17 protein-coding genes and 1 pseudogene are annotated in these 17,509 nt (G+C 69.1%); 10 read left to right on the top strand and 8 right to left on the bottom strand.

Annotation, left to right across the window (positions count from 1 at the left end; all coding sequences use genetic code 11):
• Positions 1-217 precede the first annotated feature (217 nt).
• On the bottom strand, positions 218-1,042 hold the full coding sequence (locus tag GFD30_RS20610; protein WP_153027063.1) for a hypothetical protein: 825 nt from the start codon (positions 1,040-1,042) through the stop codon (positions 218-220).
• 360 nt (positions 1,043-1,402) lie between these two features.
• Between GFD30_RS20610 and GFD30_RS20605 the strand changes: the two genes are divergently transcribed.
• Complete coding sequence (locus GFD30_RS20605; RefSeq protein ID WP_153027062.1) at positions 1,403-1,855, top strand: universal stress protein; 453 nt, start codon at positions 1,403-1,405, stop codon at positions 1,853-1,855.
• 47 nt (positions 1,856-1,902) lie between these two features.
• On the opposite strand, the gene GFD30_RS20600 is transcribed toward GFD30_RS20605, so the two are convergent.
• The 3 genes from GFD30_RS20600 to GFD30_RS20590 form a co-directional block, all read right to left on the bottom strand.
• Entirely contained in the window at positions 1,903-2,655 is a 753-nt protein-coding gene (locus GFD30_RS20600) for an SDR family NAD(P)-dependent oxidoreductase (protein WP_153027061.1), read from the bottom strand.
• Between the two features lie 136 nt (positions 2,656-2,791).
• Positions 2,792-3,238 carry a universal stress protein gene (locus GFD30_RS20595; protein ID WP_322633456.1) on the bottom strand — a complete coding sequence of 149 codons (447 nt, stop codon included), beginning with the start codon at positions 3,236-3,238 and terminating at the stop codon, positions 2,792-2,794.
• A gap of 160 nt (positions 3,239-3,398) precedes the next feature.
• Entirely contained in the window at positions 3,399-3,863 is a 465-nt protein-coding gene (locus GFD30_RS20590; protein ID WP_153027060.1) for a universal stress protein, read from the bottom strand.
• Positions 3,864-4,078: 215 nt separating this feature from the next.
• Here GFD30_RS20590 and GFD30_RS20585 point away from each other — a divergent pair, with 215 nt between their 5' ends.
• The 6 genes from GFD30_RS20585 (at position 4,079) to GFD30_RS26385 (ending at position 12,432) form a co-directional block, all read left to right on the top strand.
• Positions 4,079-4,447 (top strand): VOC family protein, encoded by a 369-nt coding sequence (locus GFD30_RS20585; RefSeq protein WP_153027059.1) that lies wholly within the window; start codon positions 4,079-4,081, stop codon positions 4,445-4,447.
• Positions 4,448-4,498: 51 nt separating this feature from the next.
• Positions 4,499-7,096, top strand: a complete 2,598-nt coding sequence (locus tag GFD30_RS20580) for a cation-translocating P-type ATPase (RefSeq protein WP_407649122.1) — start codon at positions 4,499-4,501, stop codon at positions 7,094-7,096.
• Between the two features lie 130 nt (positions 7,097-7,226).
• Positions 7,227-8,669 carry a glycosyltransferase gene (locus tag GFD30_RS20575; protein ID WP_153027057.1) on the top strand — a complete coding sequence of 481 codons (1,443 nt, stop codon included), beginning with the start codon at positions 7,227-7,229 and terminating at the stop codon, positions 8,667-8,669.
• Positions 8,666-9,889: a galactose-1-phosphate uridylyltransferase gene (galT, locus tag GFD30_RS20570; protein WP_153027056.1), complete on the top strand. Its 1,224-nt coding sequence runs from the start codon at positions 8,666-8,668 to the stop codon at positions 9,887-9,889. Before GFD30_RS20575 ends, galT begins: the two co-directional genes overlap by 4 nt.
• 1 nt (position 9,890) lies before the next feature.
• Positions 9,891-12,194, top strand: a complete 2,304-nt coding sequence (locus GFD30_RS20565; RefSeq protein WP_153027055.1) for a heavy metal translocating P-type ATPase — start codon at positions 9,891-9,893, stop codon at positions 12,192-12,194.
• 73 nt (positions 12,195-12,267) lie between these two features.
• The gene (locus GFD30_RS26385; protein WP_194202040.1) at positions 12,268-12,432 is read left to right on the top strand and encodes a hypothetical protein; all 165 of its coding nucleotides are present in this window, start codon (positions 12,268-12,270) and stop codon (positions 12,430-12,432) included.
• Between the two features lie 160 nt (positions 12,433-12,592).
• Here the strand turns inward: GFD30_RS26385 and GFD30_RS20560 are convergent, their stop codons facing one another.
• Positions 12,593-13,033 carry a universal stress protein gene (locus GFD30_RS20560; protein WP_153027054.1) on the bottom strand — a complete coding sequence of 147 codons (441 nt, stop codon included), beginning with the start codon at positions 13,031-13,033 and terminating at the stop codon, positions 12,593-12,595.
• Positions 13,034-13,294: 261 nt separating this feature from the next.
• On the opposite strand from GFD30_RS20560, the gene GFD30_RS20555 reads away from it, so the two are divergent.
• Positions 13,295-13,735, top strand: a complete 441-nt coding sequence (locus tag GFD30_RS20555) for a universal stress protein (RefSeq protein WP_153027053.1) — start codon at positions 13,295-13,297, stop codon at positions 13,733-13,735.
• Between the two features lie 77 nt (positions 13,736-13,812).
• On the opposite strand, the gene GFD30_RS20550 is transcribed toward GFD30_RS20555, so the two are convergent.
• Both GFD30_RS20550 and GFD30_RS28310 read right to left on the bottom strand, forming a co-directional pair.
• Positions 13,813-14,121, bottom strand: a complete 309-nt coding sequence (locus GFD30_RS20550; protein ID WP_153027052.1) for an SHOCT domain-containing protein — start codon at positions 14,119-14,121, stop codon at positions 13,813-13,815.
• Positions 14,122-14,405: 284 nt separating this feature from the next.
• The gene (locus tag GFD30_RS28310; RefSeq protein ID WP_153027051.1) at positions 14,406-14,819 is read right to left on the bottom strand and encodes a transposase; all 414 of its coding nucleotides are present in this window, start codon (positions 14,817-14,819) and stop codon (positions 14,406-14,408) included.
• Between the two features lie 127 nt (positions 14,820-14,946).
• Here GFD30_RS28310 and GFD30_RS20540 point away from each other — a divergent pair, with 127 nt between their 5' ends.
• Both GFD30_RS20540 and GFD30_RS20535 read left to right on the top strand, forming a co-directional pair.
• Positions 14,947-15,969: an NAD(P)/FAD-dependent oxidoreductase gene (locus GFD30_RS20540; protein WP_153027050.1), complete on the top strand. Its 1,023-nt coding sequence runs from the start codon at positions 14,947-14,949 to the stop codon at positions 15,967-15,969.
• Between the two features lie 177 nt (positions 15,970-16,146).
• Complete coding sequence (locus GFD30_RS20535; protein ID WP_153027049.1) at positions 16,147-16,659, top strand: hypothetical protein; 513 nt, start codon at positions 16,147-16,149, stop codon at positions 16,657-16,659.
• Positions 16,660-16,691: 32 nt separating this feature from the next.
• Here the strand turns inward: GFD30_RS20535 and GFD30_RS20530 are convergent.
• Positions 16,692-17,481 (bottom strand): annotated as a pseudogene (locus tag GFD30_RS20530) (IS5 family transposase).
• Positions 17,482-17,509: the final 28 nt, after the last annotated feature.

Below are 17,509 nucleotides of genomic sequence, written 5' to 3'. Positions count from 1 at the left end.
TTAGCGTGGGACATGAAGGCCTCCAGGTCGTGAAGCAGTGCATTCAGCAGCTCCACTTCACAACCGGAGGCCTTCACCTGTCAGACGAATCCGCTACAACCACGGAACAACGTCCCTGGACATCACATCTAGGGCTGGGGGAGTGGTCTGCATGGACCTCGGAGAGGTGCCGCCGAAACCGGGCATGTCCGCATCGGGAATCCGGCCACGGTGTAGCTCAGCGTGTGTCTGCCGGACGACCATGAGCCCGGGCTCCACCCGCTCTGCCGGACAGGTTTGCCAGCAGCAGCACGAGAGCAACCAGGAACACGGCGAAGACGATGGGTTCCTGGGGGTCGAAGGCGGTTGCACCGGGCACCTCCGCCTGCGCCTGGAACCACAGCGCTGCTATGTAGCTCAACTGGTGCACCAGGCCGGACACCAGCAATACCGTCGCGCCAACGAAGCCCCAGGCCGCCCGGCGCCAGAGCAGCACCGCCACCAGTACATAAGGCGCGACCAGCAGAGCGAGGTCCAGGGCGTACGCGAGGTGGAGTTGGGCCTGGGACTGCACGAGCAGTGTGTCGGCGGGCGGCTCGCCCGTGACGGCCATCCGCAGCGAGAAGAACACCCAGAACACGCCGATTGGAACCGCCAGGAGAATGAGCAGCACGCTGACCGTTCGGACCGGAGTACGCTCCCTGAACCGTGCGGCGATACCGGCGACGTCGAGGTTCGCCAGCAAGAGCACGAGGGTGGCGATCGACAGCGTGAAAACCGCCACGTGGATCAGGAACACGTCGTTGAACGCCGTCCCGAAGACGTAGAACGCGTAGCCGTACACGCAGTAGGCCAGCAAGCCCGCCCACGAGAGCTGCGCCCGCATCGACCCCCGCCGCGCCAGCAGCGCCGCGACCAACAGACCGGGCGACACGATCACCAATGACACCAGGTCGTACCCCCGGAACACGGCCTCGGCCGCCGGAGCGTCCCGATACAACCCCGGGATCCAGAGCCCGGCCGCAGCAGAGGCCGTTGTCAATGCCACGAGTATGTAGGTCAAGTACCGGGCGGTGTCGGCTCCGCGCTGCTCACGCGACGCAGCCAGGGGTCTCGTCGGCTCGGGTGCCGGGGTCTCTCGGCCGCCCCCGCTGTGCGGAATCCCGTCCGGTCTCAAGATCATCAGCTCCCCGCCGCGTGCTGATCGAAAGTGATCACCTTCAAGTCTCGCTTCCGCGGGTGGCCCTGGAGGGGCGTTCGGTCGTATCGCTCAGCCGCACGGAACGGCGTGGCAGCACAAGGACGGTGAAAGGCCGATTCGACCCAGCGCGCGCCATCGTCAACCCCCGAGGCCGGTACGGAATCGGCGTTTGCAGACACGTCGCCCGCGAGTCTGGGGCAGGCTAGGTGCCAGGAGGTAGCGATGGACGCATCGGACGAGGAACAGCACCGGGGACGGATTGTCGTGGGAGTCGACGGCTCGCCGTCGTCGATTCTCGCGCTGCGTTGGGCCCTGAAGCAGGCGGAGGCCACCGGGGCCGAGGTGGAGGCGGTCCACGCCTGGGAGTTTCCGATCAGCTTCGGGACGCCGGTCGCCCTGCTGCCCGGTGAGGACATCGCCGCTGAAGCGAGTACGGCGCTCGCGGCCGCGATCGGAAAGGTGACCGCCGGCGACTCCGGAGTGACGGTGCACCGCCGAGTGGTGATGGGCGATCCGGCGGGCGTGCTACTGAGCAAGGCCAAGGATGCCGACCTCCTGGTCGTGGGTAGCCGCGGGTACGGCGCCTTCGCCCGATCCCTGTTGGGCTCCGTCAGCCAGAGGTGCGCGCAGCACGCCGCATGCCCGGTCGTGGTCGTCCGCAGCGCCGAGGGATGACATCCCGGTTTCGCGCGCACTCGGGTGCGGCACCATTCCGGCGATCATCACCGCGCGAGAAAGCCGCCGTCGACGTACAGCTCCGAGCCGGTGATGAACGAGGCGTCGTCACCGGCGAGGAATGCCACGCACGCCGCGACCTCATCGGGACTGCCGAGCCTCCCCACCGGCGTGAGGTCGATCATCGCCGTCTCGTACTCGGTCCCCTTGACCGCAGCGAGCATCGGGGTGTCGATGAACCCCGGGTGGACCGAGTTCACCCGCACCCCTTCCCGTGCCCAGTGCAGCGCCGCGTTCTTGGTCAGGATCCGCACCGCTCCCTTGGCCGCGTGGTAGGCGGGAGAGGTCCCGAAGCCGCCCGATGCGCCGAAGATCGAACTGATGTTCACGATCGAGCCGTGCCCCGACTCCTTCAACGCTGGGGCCGCAGTCTTCATGCCGAGGAACACGCCGGTCTGGTCCACTGCGATCGTTCGCTCGTAGTCGTCTCTGGAGGTCTCCTCGATCGTGGCGACGTCGCCGATGCCGGCATTGTTCACCAGAATGTCGAGGCGCCCGAACTCGTCCAGCGTCCGCTGGAGGCAGCCCTGCCACGAGGACTCGTCGGCGACGTCGTGGTGCTGGAAGACCGCCCGCCCGCCTTGGCCCCGCACCTCCTCCGCCACCGCTTCCCCCGGGCCGTCCTGTATGTCGGCCACGACGACCGCCGCACCCTCGGCGGCGAGACGCACGACCGCGGCGTGCCCGATACCACTGGCCGCCCCGGTCACCAGCGCGACCCTGCCCTCAAGCCTGTCCATTGACGCCCCCTTTCGCTTGCACACCCCAATTCAGGGTCTCCCGAGCGGGTGGCCGGCGCCATGAAAACCCAGAATCGCGCGAACACAGATTACAGATCCCCGCCGCTACCGGCCGTGCGGACCGACGAGGGGCGCCTCATGCGGTGTTCTCGTTCCGGATCACCACGACCGGGCAGGGCGCGCGGTGCACGCAGTCCTGGGTGACCGACCCGAGCAGTGCGCCGGTGAAGCGACCACGGCCCCTGTTGCCCATGACCAGCAAGTCCGCAGACTCGGCCGCTTCGACGAGCACGTCAGCGGCTCGCCCTTCAATGAGGCGGTGCGCGACCTCCACGGCGTCGCGTCCGGTCACCGCCTCACCGATGGCCTCGGACAGTGCGACCGCAGCCGACTCGGCCGGATCGTCATCGGGATAAACCTGGCCCGATGCTCCTCGACTTCGCGCGCCTTCCCAGGCGCAGACCGCCTCGACCCGGGCCCCCGTGAGCTCAGCTTGGTCCAACGCCCATCGCAGCGCCTGGACCGAAGCAGGGGAGCCGTCGACGCCCACGATGATGCGCCCATGACGCGTCTTCCTCGACACTGGCCGGCCTCCTTAAGAGATTTTGATCTCGGTCTTCACGGCATGCCGCCGTCAGGGTTGGAAACGACGCGTCGCGCGAGGACGCAAGGCCGGTGCAGCGGTTCGACCCGACCGGCGACCCACGCTCCGACAGGGCTCAGCAGGAAACGCCCGCCTTGATTCACGGCGTTCGCTTCCTGCCGTCCGCCTTGCCGCGGACGACGGCGACGGGGCACGGAGCGCGGTGGAGGACATGGTGGCTCACCGAACCGAGCAGTGCCCCCGCGAATCCGCCTCGTCCGCGACTGCCCACGACCAGGAGATCAGCGCCTCTGGCCTGATCCACCAGGACCGTGACCGGGTGCCCCTTGACGACCCGCTGCTCGATCGGCACCTGCGGCCGCGCGGCGGCGACCTGCGAGACGATCGCGTTCAGCGACCCGCTCGCCTCCGCGACCCACTGCTCCTCGGGGATCAGCAGTCCACCGGTCGCGTAATCGGTCGGTGCCAGCCACGCCTGCACGGCGACGACCTTCGCTCCAGTGGTCTCGGCCTGCCGCATCGCCCACTCCAAGGCCTCCCGCGACGACGGCGACCCGTCCACGCCCACGACCACGACGTCACGTTCACTTTCACGATCGGACATACCGATCCTCCTCTCTCGGACCCTAACCCGACTGGCGGATCGGTGCCCCGCTGCGGCGAAGATAGGCATGATCCGCGCCCTTTCGGAGGGTGGTGACCGGGAACTTGCATGCAACCCTGCGGCGGCTGGGGCGGGCCCCGCGCACCAGGCGCGAGACCGGCCGGCTGCGACGAATTCCGCTCCGTTCGCCGGAAGTCCGGTGAGACAGTGAAGAGATGATCGACCACGTCTCAATCCAATGCGAGAACCCCGAACGCTCGGCGGCCTTCTACGACGCCGTACTCGAAACGGTGGGCGGCCACCGCATCCTCGACTTCGGGCCGGTAGTCGGCTACGGCAAGGAGGGACCCGACTTCTGGATCGGTCCCGTCGAGACCGCAGGAGCGGCCCGAGAGGTGCACCTCGCGTTCACGGCACCGAACCGATCCGCCGTGGACGCCTTCCACGCCACGGCCGTGCGGGCGGGCGCCGAGTCGCTGCACGAACCGGCACTCCACCCGGAGTACCACGAGCACTACTACGCCGCATACGTCCGAGACCCCGACGGGAACAACGTGGAGGCGGTCTGCCATGACCCCGCCTGACGCAGGACGGCTCGCGCGCCGCTGTGCGGGAGCCGCCGACCGGGGGACAGTGTGACCTCACCGGCGCCGGGACCGTCCGGCCCTGCCGACGTTGCCTCGGTCGGCCTCACCTCCGCCGCGGCCGCGGCCGCGCTCGCCCGCGACGGACCGAACGTCCTGCCGACCGAGCGGCGGCGCCCGGCGATATGGCGGTTCGTCCGGCAGATGTTCCACTTCTTCGCCTTGGTCCTGTGGGTCGCGGCCGGGCTCGCCTTCGTCGCCGGCATGCCCCAACTGGGCACGGCGATCGCGGCGGTCATCATCTTGAACGGCACGTTCGCATTCGTCCAAGAGCACCGAGCCGACCGATCCGCGGATCGCCTCAAAGCACTCATGCCGACCAGAGTGACGGTCCGGCGCGACGGCCGCAGGACGACCGTCGACGCGGCCGACATCGTCAGAGGCGACCTTCTCCTGCTCGAATCCGGAGACCGGATTCCAGCCGACGCCGTTTCGGGGCCGCATGCGGACCTTCGCATCGACACGTCGATGCTGACGGGTGAGAGCGAACCGACCGCGGTCGGGGCCGGTGTCCGGCTCTACGCCGGGACGTTCGCGGTTGAAGGCGAAGGGGAGGCGCTCGTCACCGCCACCGGCGGTGACACTCGGCTCGCGGGAATCGCGCGGCTGTCGAGCGGCGCCGCTGGGTCGACGGGGCCCCTGTCTCGCGAGCTGCGCCGAGTCGTGCGCACGATCAGCGCCATCGCCCTCGGAGTCGGCTTCGTCTTCTTCGCCGTCGAGGCATTGCTCGGCGTTCCCTTGGTCGACCGGCTCGTCTTCAGTATCGGCGTCACCGTCGCGCTCATTCCGGAGGCGCTGCTGCCGACAGTTACGCTGGCGCTGGCGTGGGGTGCCGAGCAGATGGCGCACCGGCGGGCGCTCGTCCGGCACCTCGAGGCGGTGGAGACGCTCGGTTCGACGACGTTCGTCTGCACGGACAAGACCGGCACCCTGACACTGAACCAGATGACCGTGATCGAGGCGTGGACGCCGACCGGTCGCGCGGGAATCGGGGCGCCGGGATACGCCCCCAGGGCCCCGGTCACCTACTCGAGCCCTGACACCCACGATGCCGTCGTCAGGCTTGCAGTGGCCGGTGCGCGCTGCGGGAGCGGGTACGTCTTCGCGGCAGAGGGGTCCTGGCGTGCGCACGGCGATCCGATGGAGGCCGCCCTTGACGCTTTCGCGCACCGCGTCTCGGCGAGATGGCCCGGTCTGCGGGACGCGCCGGAGCCCGATTCACGCTTTCCGTTCGATCCCAGACGCCGGCGCATGGCCGTGGTCACCGGTGGCACCGTCCTGGTGAAGGGCGCACCTGATGCTGTGCTCCCGCTGTGTGGGGAGGATCGGGGCGCATCCGCGGTGGTAGAGGAGCTCACCTCCCGGGGGATGCGGGTCCTGGCCGTCGCGGGCCGCCCGGTCGGCGACCGGCCTCCCGCCACAGCGGCCGAGGCCGAGCGGGGGCTCGAACTGTACGGGCTGGTGGGGCTTGAAGATCCACCACGGCCGGACGTCCAGTCGTCGATCGCCGCCTGTCGACGCGCCGGCATCAAGATTGCGATGATGACCGGCGACCATCCGATGACCGCGTCGGCGATCGCCGACCAGGTGGGGCTGCGCAGTCCAGGCGGCCTCGTCGTCGTCGGCGCCGATCTGCCTGCCGACGACGCGCTCGGCGCCGGCATCGACCACGACGGCATCGTCATCGCCCGCGTCTCCCCCGAGGACAAACTGCGGATCGCACGAGCGCTCCGGCAGCGCGGGCACGTGGTGGCCATGACCGGCGACGGCGTGAACGACGGGCCCGCGCTCCGCGAAGCCGACATCGGCGTCGCCATGGGTTTGTCGGGAACCGACGTGGCCCGCGAGGCGGCCGACCTGGTCTTGCTCGACGACCACTTCGCCACGATCGTCGCCGGAGTGGAACAGGGCCGGGCCACGTTCTTGAACATCCGGCGGTTCCTCACCTACCACCTCACCGACAATGTCGCCGAAGTCGCCCCCTTCATCGTCTGGGCGCTCACCGGCGGTCAGTTCCCCCTGGCGCTCGGCGTGCTCCAGATCCTCGCCATCGACATCGCGACCGACACCCTCTCGGCCGTCGCACTCGGCGCCGAGCCTCCCGGACGGCACACGCTGGAGCGCCCGCCGGTCTGCGGCAGGCTGCTCAACCGCACCGTCACCCGCCGGGCCTTCGGCGTCCTCGGCCCGACCGTCGCGGTGTTCACCCTCGCGGCCTTCGTTGCCTCGTTCACTTCGGCCGGCTGGCGGCCCGGCGAACCGTTCCCGACCGGTGACGTCCTCGCGGCCGCCTCCGGCGCCGCCTTCATAGCAGTCATCATGGCTCAGGCGGCGAACGCGTTCGCCTGCCGCAGCTCCGCTTCGACACCCGCGGCCCTGGGCTGGACCGGCAATCCGCTGCTCCTCGGTGCCGTAGGCGCGGACATCGCCATGGGGCTGGCCCTCCTCTACGTACCGCCCGTGGCCGAGGCCCTCGGACACCGCGCTCCCCCGGTGGCCGGCTGGACCGTGGCGCTCGCGGGTGCGGCCGCCGTGCTCGTCGTCGACGCACTCGACAAGCACCTGCGTGCACACCGGCGCCCGCGATGACTCCGGCCCCGCGGCGGCCAACCCGGCGAACCCGCGTCGAGAGCCGGCGATGGGAGTAAGAATCAGGAATGGTCGCGTCAAGTGCTCGCAGCGCAGCGGGTTCCACGGCCGGCCGCCGGAGGCGATGACAATGCTCCAGAACGTCGAGGTCGGCCGAAGCAGCCTGGACAAGTACCGATCCACCGCAGGTGATGCGGCGGTCGACGAATTGCGGCGATTGGCGCAGACCCTGCAGGGTCTGCGCGTGCTGCACGTGAACGCCACCCCGTACGGCGGCGGGGTGGCCGAGATCCTGCGATCAGAGGTGCCGCTGCTGCGCGACCTCGGCATCGTCGCCAGGTGGAAGACCATCCCCGGTTCCAATGAGTTCTTCGCGGTGACCAAGGCCATCCACAATGCGCTCCAGGGCGGTACGCGAGGGGTGACGGAGCGGGAATGGGAAATCTACGAGCAGACATCCGCCCAGGCGGCCGAGCAGGTCGAGGGGTCCTACGACATCGTGGTCGTCCACGATCCGCAACCGCTGATGCTGCGGAGCCTGGTCGGCCGCCGGGACGCCGTCTGGATCTGGAGGTGCCACATCGACAGCTCCGAGCCCGACCCGGCGGTGCTGGCCCGGCTGGCGCCGCTGCTCGGCGACTACGACGCCGCGGTGTACACCCTCGGCTCGTTCGCTCCGCCGGACGCACCGCCCGGCCGCGTGGAGATCATCCCTCCCGCGATAGACCCGCTCAGCCCCAAGAACCTCGACCTGGATGCGGACCTGGCGACCGAGGTGCTGGACTGGATCGGAGTCGACGTCGCGCGGCCGCTGCTGGTGCAGGTCTCCAGGTTCGACCACTGGAAGGACCCCCTCGGGGTGATCGCCGCCTACCGGCTCGTCAAACGCCGCATACCGCAGGTCCAACTGGCGCTGGTCGGCTCGATGGCGCTCGACGACCCCGAAGGCTGGCAGGTCTACCGCGAGATCAGTGCCGACGCGGCGGACGACCCCGACATCTACCTGTTCACCAACCTCACCGGCGTCGGCAACATCGAGGTCAACGCCTTCCAGCGCCATGCCGACGTGGTCATCCAGAAGTCCCTCCGGGAAGGGTTCGGCCTCGTGGTCACCGAGGCGACCTGGAAGGGAACTCCGGTCGTCGCCGGCCGGGCCGGCGGCATTCCGCTGCAACTCGCCGACGGAGTCGGCGGCCACCTGGTCGGCAGCGTCGAAGAGTGCGCCGAGCGCGTCCTCGATCTGCTCCTGGACCCCGCCGAGGGTCGCCGCCTGGCGCTCGCGGGCCGCGAACTGGTCCGACGCCGGTTCCTGCTGCCGCGTCTCATCGGCGACGAACTCCAGCTCTATGCCGATCTGCTCAAGCAGAACCCCCCGCCCCCGCGGTCGCCGGCGGCGGCAGCGGTCGCAGGTGAGGACCGCGACCCCGTGTGCGGCATGCTGCTGCACCAAGAGAACGAGCACCGGTACGGCTACGGAGGAAGGACCTACCGGTTCTGCTCGGCCTCCTGCGCCCGAGAATTCGCGGAGAACCCGGAGTTGTTCCTGCGCACGGCCTCGCGAGGAGGATCATGAGGCCGTCGGGGCGAAGGGAAGTCGAACCGGAGCAGACGGTGCCGGAGCTCCGGCGGGATCCCCTCACCCGCGACTGGGTCGTCCTCGCTCCAGGACGTGCCCACCGCCCGAACCGACTGTCGCAACCGGTGACGGCACCGCCCCCGCCCGTCAGTACCGAGCCGGACTGCCCCTTCTGCCCTGGCAATGAGGACCGCACGCCGCCGGAGCTCTGGCGGCGGCACGATGCGGACGGCGGCTGGACGGTCCGAGTGGTCCCCAACCGCTTCCCTCTCCTGGCCGACCGGCCTGTCCCGGCCCGCCACCGCCGCGACGGCCCGTTCGTGACGACCGATGGGTTCGGCTCCCACGAGGTCGTCATCGAGGGGCGTCGCCACGACCTGGACCTGCCGGACCTCGACGAACAAGCGGTGGCCGCCGTCTTCGAGGCGTACCGCGCCCGGTCCCGCGCACTGCGCGACGGCCGGGCAAGTCTGGTACTCCCGTTTCGCAACCACGGCACCGCTTCGGGAGCCTCACTGCCCCATCCGCACTCGCAGATCGTCGCGGTCCGGGTCGTGCCGGATCGGTTCCGACGGCGCTTGGACATCGCCCGCGCCTACTACGAGGACCGCGGCAACCCCCTCGATGCCGACGTCACCGCCGCCGAACTCGGCGAGGGCACACGCGTCATCGCCGTTTCCGAGCACGTGGTGGCGCATGCACCCTTCGCCTCCTCGGCGCCGTACCAGATTCGGATCACACCGCGAGAGCAGCGGGCGTCGTTCGCGGACGAGTCCGGGGAAACGGTGGCCGACACGGCGAACATGGTGCGCCGGCTACTGACCGCGCTTCGCCGGATGCTCGGCGACGTCCCTTACAGCTACATGATCATCAGCGCACCCAACGGCGAGGAACGCACCTCGTTCTGCTCTTGGCACCTGGATGTGATGCCCCGCCTCGCCGTCGCCGGCGGATTCGAACTGGGCTCAGGGATGGCGGTGAATCCGGTGTTCCCGGAGCAGGCCGCGGCCCGGCTCAGGGACGCCATGGCCTCGCCCGCGGCGTCGCGGTCGCGACGGCCCGCGCTTCGCGACGCAGCCCAGGCGCTCGGCGAAACGAGCACGACCCCGACTGGGAGCACGGGGGCGGTCGAGGAAGGCGCGGTGCAGCAGCCGCAGGAAGGGCGGCACCCGGGGCCCTCGAGTGGGACCATGGAGCAGAGGGGAGACGACCGGTGACATGACAGCCTCGAAACCGGGTCCGGGCCTCAGCGAGCCGACGACCGGGCGCGACACGATCCTGTTCATCACGGCGACCGCCCTGCTCCTGGTCGGTGCAGCGAGCTCGCTCTCCGGCGGCGACGGACTCGCGACGGCCCTATGGATCGCCGCGACCGTGCTCGGCCTGTCCTACTCGACGGTCACCATCGCGGTGGCGCTTCGCCGCCGCCGGCCCTCGGTGGATGTGATCGCCTGGCTGGCCCTGGTCGGCGCCCTGCTGGTGCGCGAGCCTCTCGCAGGAGCGATCATCGCGGTCATGCTCTTCACCGGCGGCGTCCTGGAAGCCCGTGCTTCGGCTCGCGCCGCGAGGGAGCTGGGCGCCCTCGCGGCGCGAGCGCCGCGGATCGCACGCCGTGAAGGCGACGGCGGCCTGCACGAGATCCCGGTCTCCGAAGTCGCGGTCGGCGATCGCCTCCTGGTCGGCGCGGGCGAGATCGTGCCGGTCGACGGTCGTCTCCTCGAATCCACCTCGTTCGACGAGTCCGCCCTGTCCGGTGAGCCCATGCCGGTCGAGCGTCCCGCCGGCGATAACGTCCGCAGCGGCGTCGTCAATGCGGGCCGCCCTGCGCGGATGATCGCCACCGAGACCGCCGACCGGTCCGCCTACTCGGGGATCGTGCGGCTGGTCGAACAGGCGCAGGCTTCCACTGCGCCGTTCGTGCGCCTCGCCGACCGCTTCGCCGTGGCGTTCGTGCCGCTGACGCTCGCGGTCGCCGGCCTCGCGTGGGCGCTGTCCGGCGACCCGGTCCGCGCCGTCGCCGTACTCGTAGTCGCGACGCCCTGTCCCCTGCTCCTCGCCGCTCCCATCGCGATCATGTCCGGCCTCTCACGCGCCTCGAGGCACGGCGTCATCATCAAAGGCGGGGCCGCCCTCGAACAGCTCGCCGCGGCACGGGTCCTGCTCTTCGACAAGACCGGGACGCTCACCCGCGGGCGTCCCTCCATCAGCGAAGTCGTCACCGCGGACGGCATGGATGCCGACGAGTTGCTGCGCCTTGCCGCCTCTCTGGACCAGACGTCGGCGCATGTGCTCGCCGCCGCCATCGTCACCGCCGCCCGGGACCGCGGCATCGCTCTCGCGCCGGCGTCCGAAGTCGCGGAACGGCCCGGATACGGTCTGCAGGGCCGCGTGGACGGACGCGAGGTGCGCCTCGGCAAAGCGGTCTGGATCCTCGCAGACCCTCCCCCCGCATGGGTCCGCCGCGCGCGGCGTCGAGCCGCCGTCGAGGGCTCCCTGACGGTGTTCGCAGCCGTCGACGGGCGGCCGGCGGGGGTCTTCCTGCTCACCGACCCGCTCCGCGCCGACGCGCCGCGGATGATGCGGGCGCTCCGGTATGCCGGAATCCAGCGCACCGTGCTCATCACCGGCGATCGCGCCGACATCGCCGAGTCGGTCGGGCGGATCGTGGGGACCGACGCCGTCTACGCCGACCGGGACCCTGCCGAGAAGCTCGCCATCGTGGAGGACGAGCAGGCCACCGCGCCGACCATCATGGTCGGCGACGGCGTCAACGACGCACCAGCGCTGGCGGCCGCCGCGGTCGGAGTGGCGCTCGCCGCGCGCGGTGCGACCGCCTCCGCCGAAGCCGCCGACATCGTGCTCACCTCCGACCGCATCGACGGCTTGGCCGACGCCATCTTCATCGCCCGCCGCAGCCACCGGATCGCGCGCCGTGCCGCCGCAACCGGCATGGCGCTGTCCGCCGCCGCGATGGCGCTGGCGGCGTTCGGGCTGCTGACGCCGACGCTCGGCGCCGTCCTTCAGGAAGGCATCGACGTCGCCGCGATCGCGATGGCGCTGACGGTCCTCCTGCCCGGTCGGACCCATACGGTCGTACTGCCGGCCGCGGACCTGGCCGCCGCCCGGCGGCTGTACGTCCAGCACACCGCTCTCGGTCCGCTGATCGAACAGGTCCGCACGGTCGCTGACGGGCTGACGGGCTCGAGTGCCGACCTGAAACGACTGGGAGAGCTGCTCGACCGGCTCGAAGCCGACCTGCTGCCGCACGAACGAGCCGAAGAGGAGCAGCTCCTGCCGATCGTCGCCCGGGCCCTCGGCGGGCCCGACCCGACGGGCGCGCTGAGCCGCACCCACACCGAGATCGAGCACCAGGTACGCCGCCTGCGGCGCTGCTTCGAGGACATCGGCGACGAGCCCGAACCCGACGAACTCACCGATATCCGCGCCGGCCTGTACGGCTTGCACGCGATCATGCGGCTCCACAACGCCCAGGAAGAAGAGAACGCCTTCAGCCTGATTTGAACACAGTAGGAAATCGAACGGTGTGCGGACACGGGGAACCGCATACCGGATCAGCCCGAAAGGAAGACTGGCCATGACATTCATCTGGTTCATCGTCTGGTTCATCGCGAACCTCGTGGGCACCCGCGAGCCGCTGCTGTTCGATCCGGTGAACGTCTGGGCCGGCACGTTGATCCTGGCCGTCGCCCTTGACCTCTCCGCGGCGCACGCCCGGAACACCGCGAAACGGCGCGACTGAACAGGCGGAGGATCAGCGGTCTGTCGGCGGGGCGAGACTCCGCATCGCCTTGGCGCATGTCTGATCGCCCCCGGCCCGGCACGATTCCGACGGTCTCTCGGTCCGATCGCAGCACACGAGGAAAAGCGGGACGGCAGGTGCCGTCCCGCCACCACCGGGTTCATTCACCCGGGCGAACGATTACTACCGGACAGCGCGCATGTGTGACGCAGTACTGGCTCACCGAGCCGATCATCGCACCCACGAAGCCGCCGTGCCCCCGGGAACCTACCACCAGCAGATCGGCGTGCTCGGCCACCTTGAGCAGCATCTTCGCAGGGTGCCCCTCGACGACGCGGCGCACGACGTGCACCTGCGGCCACTCGGCCGCGATCTCGTCCACGGTCTTCTCCAGCTCCCAACGCGCCTGGTCGGCGAACGCGGCCGCAGGGAGGACCATCGCCGCGGTGCCGTAGTTGGCGGGGATGTGCCAGACGAGCACGGCCAGCACCGACGAGCCTGTCGCCGCGCCCTGGGCCAGCGCCCATTCGAGCGCCTTCTTGGAGGGCTCCGATCCGTCGACGCCTACGACGATCCCGTGCTCCTGTTGGCGGTTCGACATGACCCGCTCCTTCCTCTCGCTCTCCAGTCTCGCCGGTGCCGGGGTATTGGATCAGGGTCGAAAGTCCCTGATCTCAAGGGCTGCGGTCATGGACGGTCGGTGCGAGGTGAGACGGCGTCGGCCCTCGCACACGAACCTCGGGCTTGCAGCGGCATCAGCCGAAGACCCGGCACGCCGTCACCATGAATGACGCCGATCCTCGGCTATGGCGCCGCTTTGGAGAGAGACTGAAGTCGACGACGATTCGACAGGAGCGCCGAGATGCCGCACGAAGGACGACACCCGCGCATCGTCGCGGGTGTGGACGGCTCCCCGTCCTCGATTCGAGCCCTTGAATGGGCCCTGGACCAAGCCGAATTGACCGGCGCGACAGTCCAAGCGGTCTACGCCTGGGAACCGCCGAGCAACTGGGGTGCGCCGGTGCCCGTGTACCCGGGCCGCGAGATGGTCGAGGAGGCCGAAGTGAAGCTGGCTCAATCCGTCGGAGAGGCCATGGCCGGACGTACCGCGGTGGAGGTGTCGCAACAGGTGTCCCGCGGGCACCCCGCCAAGATTCTCATCGAAGCCGCTGAGGGCGCCGACCTACTGGTCATGGGAAACAGGGGCCACGGCGGGTTCACGGGTGCGCTGCTCGGTTCGGTGACTCAGCACTGCATTCGTCATGTCGAATGCCCGGTCACGGTGGTGAAAGCCGAGGAGTGAGCACGCCGCATGGACCCGCGCCGGGCAACGGTGCGCGCGCTGCACCTGGGTCCTGCTTGCCGGCCACGATGCTGGCATTACGTCGAGTCGAGCCCGCCGCCTTCCAAACGCGTCCGCATCTCGCTGTAGGTCGCCGCGTCGATCTCACCTGCGGCGTACCGTCGATCGAGCACCTCGCGCGGTGATTCGCGGCGCTCGGCCGATCGATCGGAGCCGATCGCGTCATGGCGCGATTCGATCGCACGGCTCAGTCGAGCCACCGCCCAGACCAGCAACACCAGGATGGCAACCCAGGACAGCATCATGAAAGCCATCCACCCCCAGTCGCCGCCGGACATGTGATCTGATGGACCGTCCCAGCTGTGCCGCCACATCTGATATCTCATCAGGCCCACCTCCTGTTCAGCTCTCGTCGCTGATTCCATGCTGCTCTCGAACTGCCCGTTCGAACAGGGAACATGGTCAGGATGAACGGGGCCCTACGGCCCGAATCGTCACACTGCGGGTGATCAACATTCGACCGGGCTGACCCGTGACCGCGACTGGGTCAAGATGCGGCACCGGACGGCGATCGATGCGCTGGTCGTCGGGTGGACCGAGTGTGCCGACCACGATGTGACGCTCCTGCTCGTCGAAGAGGGCCTGGACAGGGATGTCCCAGCGGTCGTGATCACCGCGAGTGGGCTGGCGTCGCAGGCGAGGTGTGCTTCGAGCCGGGACGGTCGCGGTCGACGGGCGATGGGCCGGTGCCCTCGCCGCCCTTCTTCGCGCGGAGGTGGCAACCGTCGAGGCATACTGCGAACCAGTCGATTCGTCCTGCGCGTGCAGTTCGGACTGCAGGAAGTCCCAGACTCCGGCTTGGTCCAGCGGCGATGGCGCCGCCAGCAGGTGACCCCCCCGAACCGAAGCCGAGGTAGAGGGGCAGGTGGCGCCAGGCGATCCCGGTGTGGAGGACGAACAGGATGCCTTGCAGGCACTTGCGGTCATCGAGAGGAACGGGGCCGCGCCCACCGGGCCGATGGGCCGGGAGTAGCACCCCGACTCGGGACCACAGGTGCTCATCATTCTCCCGGGGGTTCGCCATGCCCGTTCAACGAGCGCTCCCGCGACCGCGCATCACACAAACTGTCCAAAAACCAGCGACCTTGCCACAGTGCGATGCTGTCGGAAATTCGGTTTCGCGGGGATGCCGCCCTTGGTAGAACTCTGGTATGGCTGACGGGATTGTCGTGGTCGGCGCCGGCATCGTCGGGGCGTCGCTGGCGTATCACCTGTCCGGGCACGGCCGGGCCGTCACGCTGATCGATGCGGGCCTGCCCGGTTCGGGCGCTACCTGCGCGTCGTTCGCGTGGATCGGGCGACCGGTAGTGAGCAACCTGCCCTCGGCGCCACTGCGTTACATCGCACTTGAGGAGTATCGGCGGCTTGAGACCGAGCTTCCGGGACTCTCGATCCAGTGGTCGGGCTCTATCAGTTGGGACGGCTTCGATGAGTCCCCAGGGCCGCGCAGAGACGATGTCAGTGCGCTCGAGCCGCATCTGCTCGATCCCCCGGCGGTGGCCGCCCACCGCCCGGAAGACGCCGCGTTCGATCCGGTCGCGGCGACCGAACTCCTGGTGGCCGCCGCGTGCGACCAGGGCGCTCGGCTGTTGACAGGTACACCGGTGACCGCGCTGGACCACCAGGGAGGCACGGTCACCGGCGTGAGGACGATCGCCGGAACAGTTCCCGCTGAGACCGTCGTCCTAGCCGCCGGAACCGGCACGACCGCGCTCTGCGCCGGAATCGGCCTCACCGTGCCCGTCGCGCCCTCACCCGCTGTCATGGTTCGGTTGCGCGCTGCGCCGAACCTCGTCCGAACGATCGTGGCGACCCCGTCGCTGGAGGTCCGACAGCTTCCCGACGGCACGGTTTTGGCCCCCGTGGCATACCGCGGCGAGACGAACCGGGCCGCGCTGGACGAGACCGCCCGAGGTGTCCGCGACCGGTTCGCCGCCTCCTTCGCTGGCGCCGAAGGCACTGAGATCGTTTCCGCCGAGATCGGCTGGCGCCCGATGCCCGCCGACGAGGAACCGGTCATCGGCCGCCCTGCTGGCGCTCAGGGCCTGTACATCGCAGTAATGCACTCAGCGATCACCCTGGCCGCCGCATGCGGCCGCCTTGCGGCTACAGAGATACTCACCGGCCGCCCAACCCCCGAGCTCGCCGGCTGCCGACCGGACCGATTCCGCTGAATCTCTGCCAGCACCCGGCCGTCATGCCCAAAACCGCGCACCGCAGCCAATCCAATAATCATCGAACTTGAAACCAGTTCTAAGAGCTTGTCTCAGTTGGTTCTGACGGGTTCAGGCCAAGCGTGGGCTTTGGTTGGCACAAGTGGGGCCTGTGAATGATGAAGAGCCCGCAGTAGGATGACCTCCGCGAAGGGCGAAGCCGCGGGCTCGATCGAACATCCGGGTGGAGGATCCTTGCAGTTCATCGACATTCAGAAGCATGACCACGGATTCTCCCTCGACCCGACGCGGTACCTGGATTGGCTTGAGCGGTTTGGGGATCAGCTCCCGCGTGGGGCGGCAGCGCTTGCGACCGATCCGGGGCACTTCGGGTTCGGCGACCGATGCCTCAAATCCCTGGTCTTGTACTCGGTAAGCCTTGATCCTCGCGATGGCGGCACCCAAGCCCGACTGGCCTTTCGAGCGTTCGCGGGCCCCAGCGAGCCAGTCCTGGTCATCCGCTATATCGGAGTTACCGCCTTCTCGGTAAGGCTAGATTCTGAAACACAAGCGAACCTGGAGGTACTCCTCGATGAGATCCTTCCAGCCGAATCGGGTTGTACTCATGAGATCCGGTTGACCATCGGCTCCATCCTCATTTCCTGCCGTGACCTGGACGCCGAGTGGTGTATTGAGCACCTGTCCTCCTAGGCGCGGTCGGAGCGCCGTCACCTGGCAAGTTTCTAGTAGCAGGTGAGGGCGGCGGCGAGGGCAAGGAACGCGGCGAAGAGATAGCCGTGTCGCTCGTATCGCAAGGTCAGGCGGCGTTAGCCGCCGAGCCAAGCGATGGTGCGCTCGATGACCCACCGGTGGCGGCCGAGCCGAGTCGAAGACTCGATCCCGCGGCGGGCGATGCGGTCGCCGATGCCCCACTCGCGCAGCGCCCGGTGACAGTCGGGGATGTCGTAGGCCTTCTCGGCGTGGACTTTCGCGGGTCTCCTGCGACGCGGGCCGCGTCGGGAGCGGATCTTGGGGATGCCCTGGATGAGTGGCTCGAATGCCTGGGAGTCGTGCAAGTTCGCCGCTGAGACACCGAACGCGAGCGGCAACCCGTTCCGGTCGGACAGGACGTGGATCTTCGAGCCGGACTTGCCGCGATCGACCGGGTTCGGGCCGGTCAGCGATCCCCCTTTTTGGCCCGCAGACTCGCGCCGTCGACAATCGCGCCGGACCAGTCGATCTCGCGGCGGCACCGAGCCGGTCCAGGACGGGCCGGTGGAGCCTCGCCCACAGTGCGGCCTCGGACCATTCGGTGAAGCGCCGGTGCGCGGTCTGATGCGAGACGCCGAACGTCGGCGGCAGATGCCGCCAGGCGCAGCCGGTAGTCAGCGCGAACACGATCGCGCAGAACACGGCCCGGTCATCGGCTCGCGGGATCCCACCACCCTGAGCCCGTCTGGCCGTGGGCGGTCTCAACGGCTCGACGATCTCCCAGAGACCATCGGGTACAAGGCGTTTGGCGAACTCGTCCACACCAGATCTATACCAGACCCCCTGCACA

It is taken from the genome of Glycomyces albidus, assembly GCF_009451885.1.
Taxonomy (GTDB): Bacteria; Actinomycetota; Actinomycetes; order Mycobacteriales; family Micromonosporaceae; genus Glycomyces; species Glycomyces albidus.
Note: the sequence above shows the minus strand (reverse complement) of the source record. Positions and strands in the feature narration are given on the sequence as shown.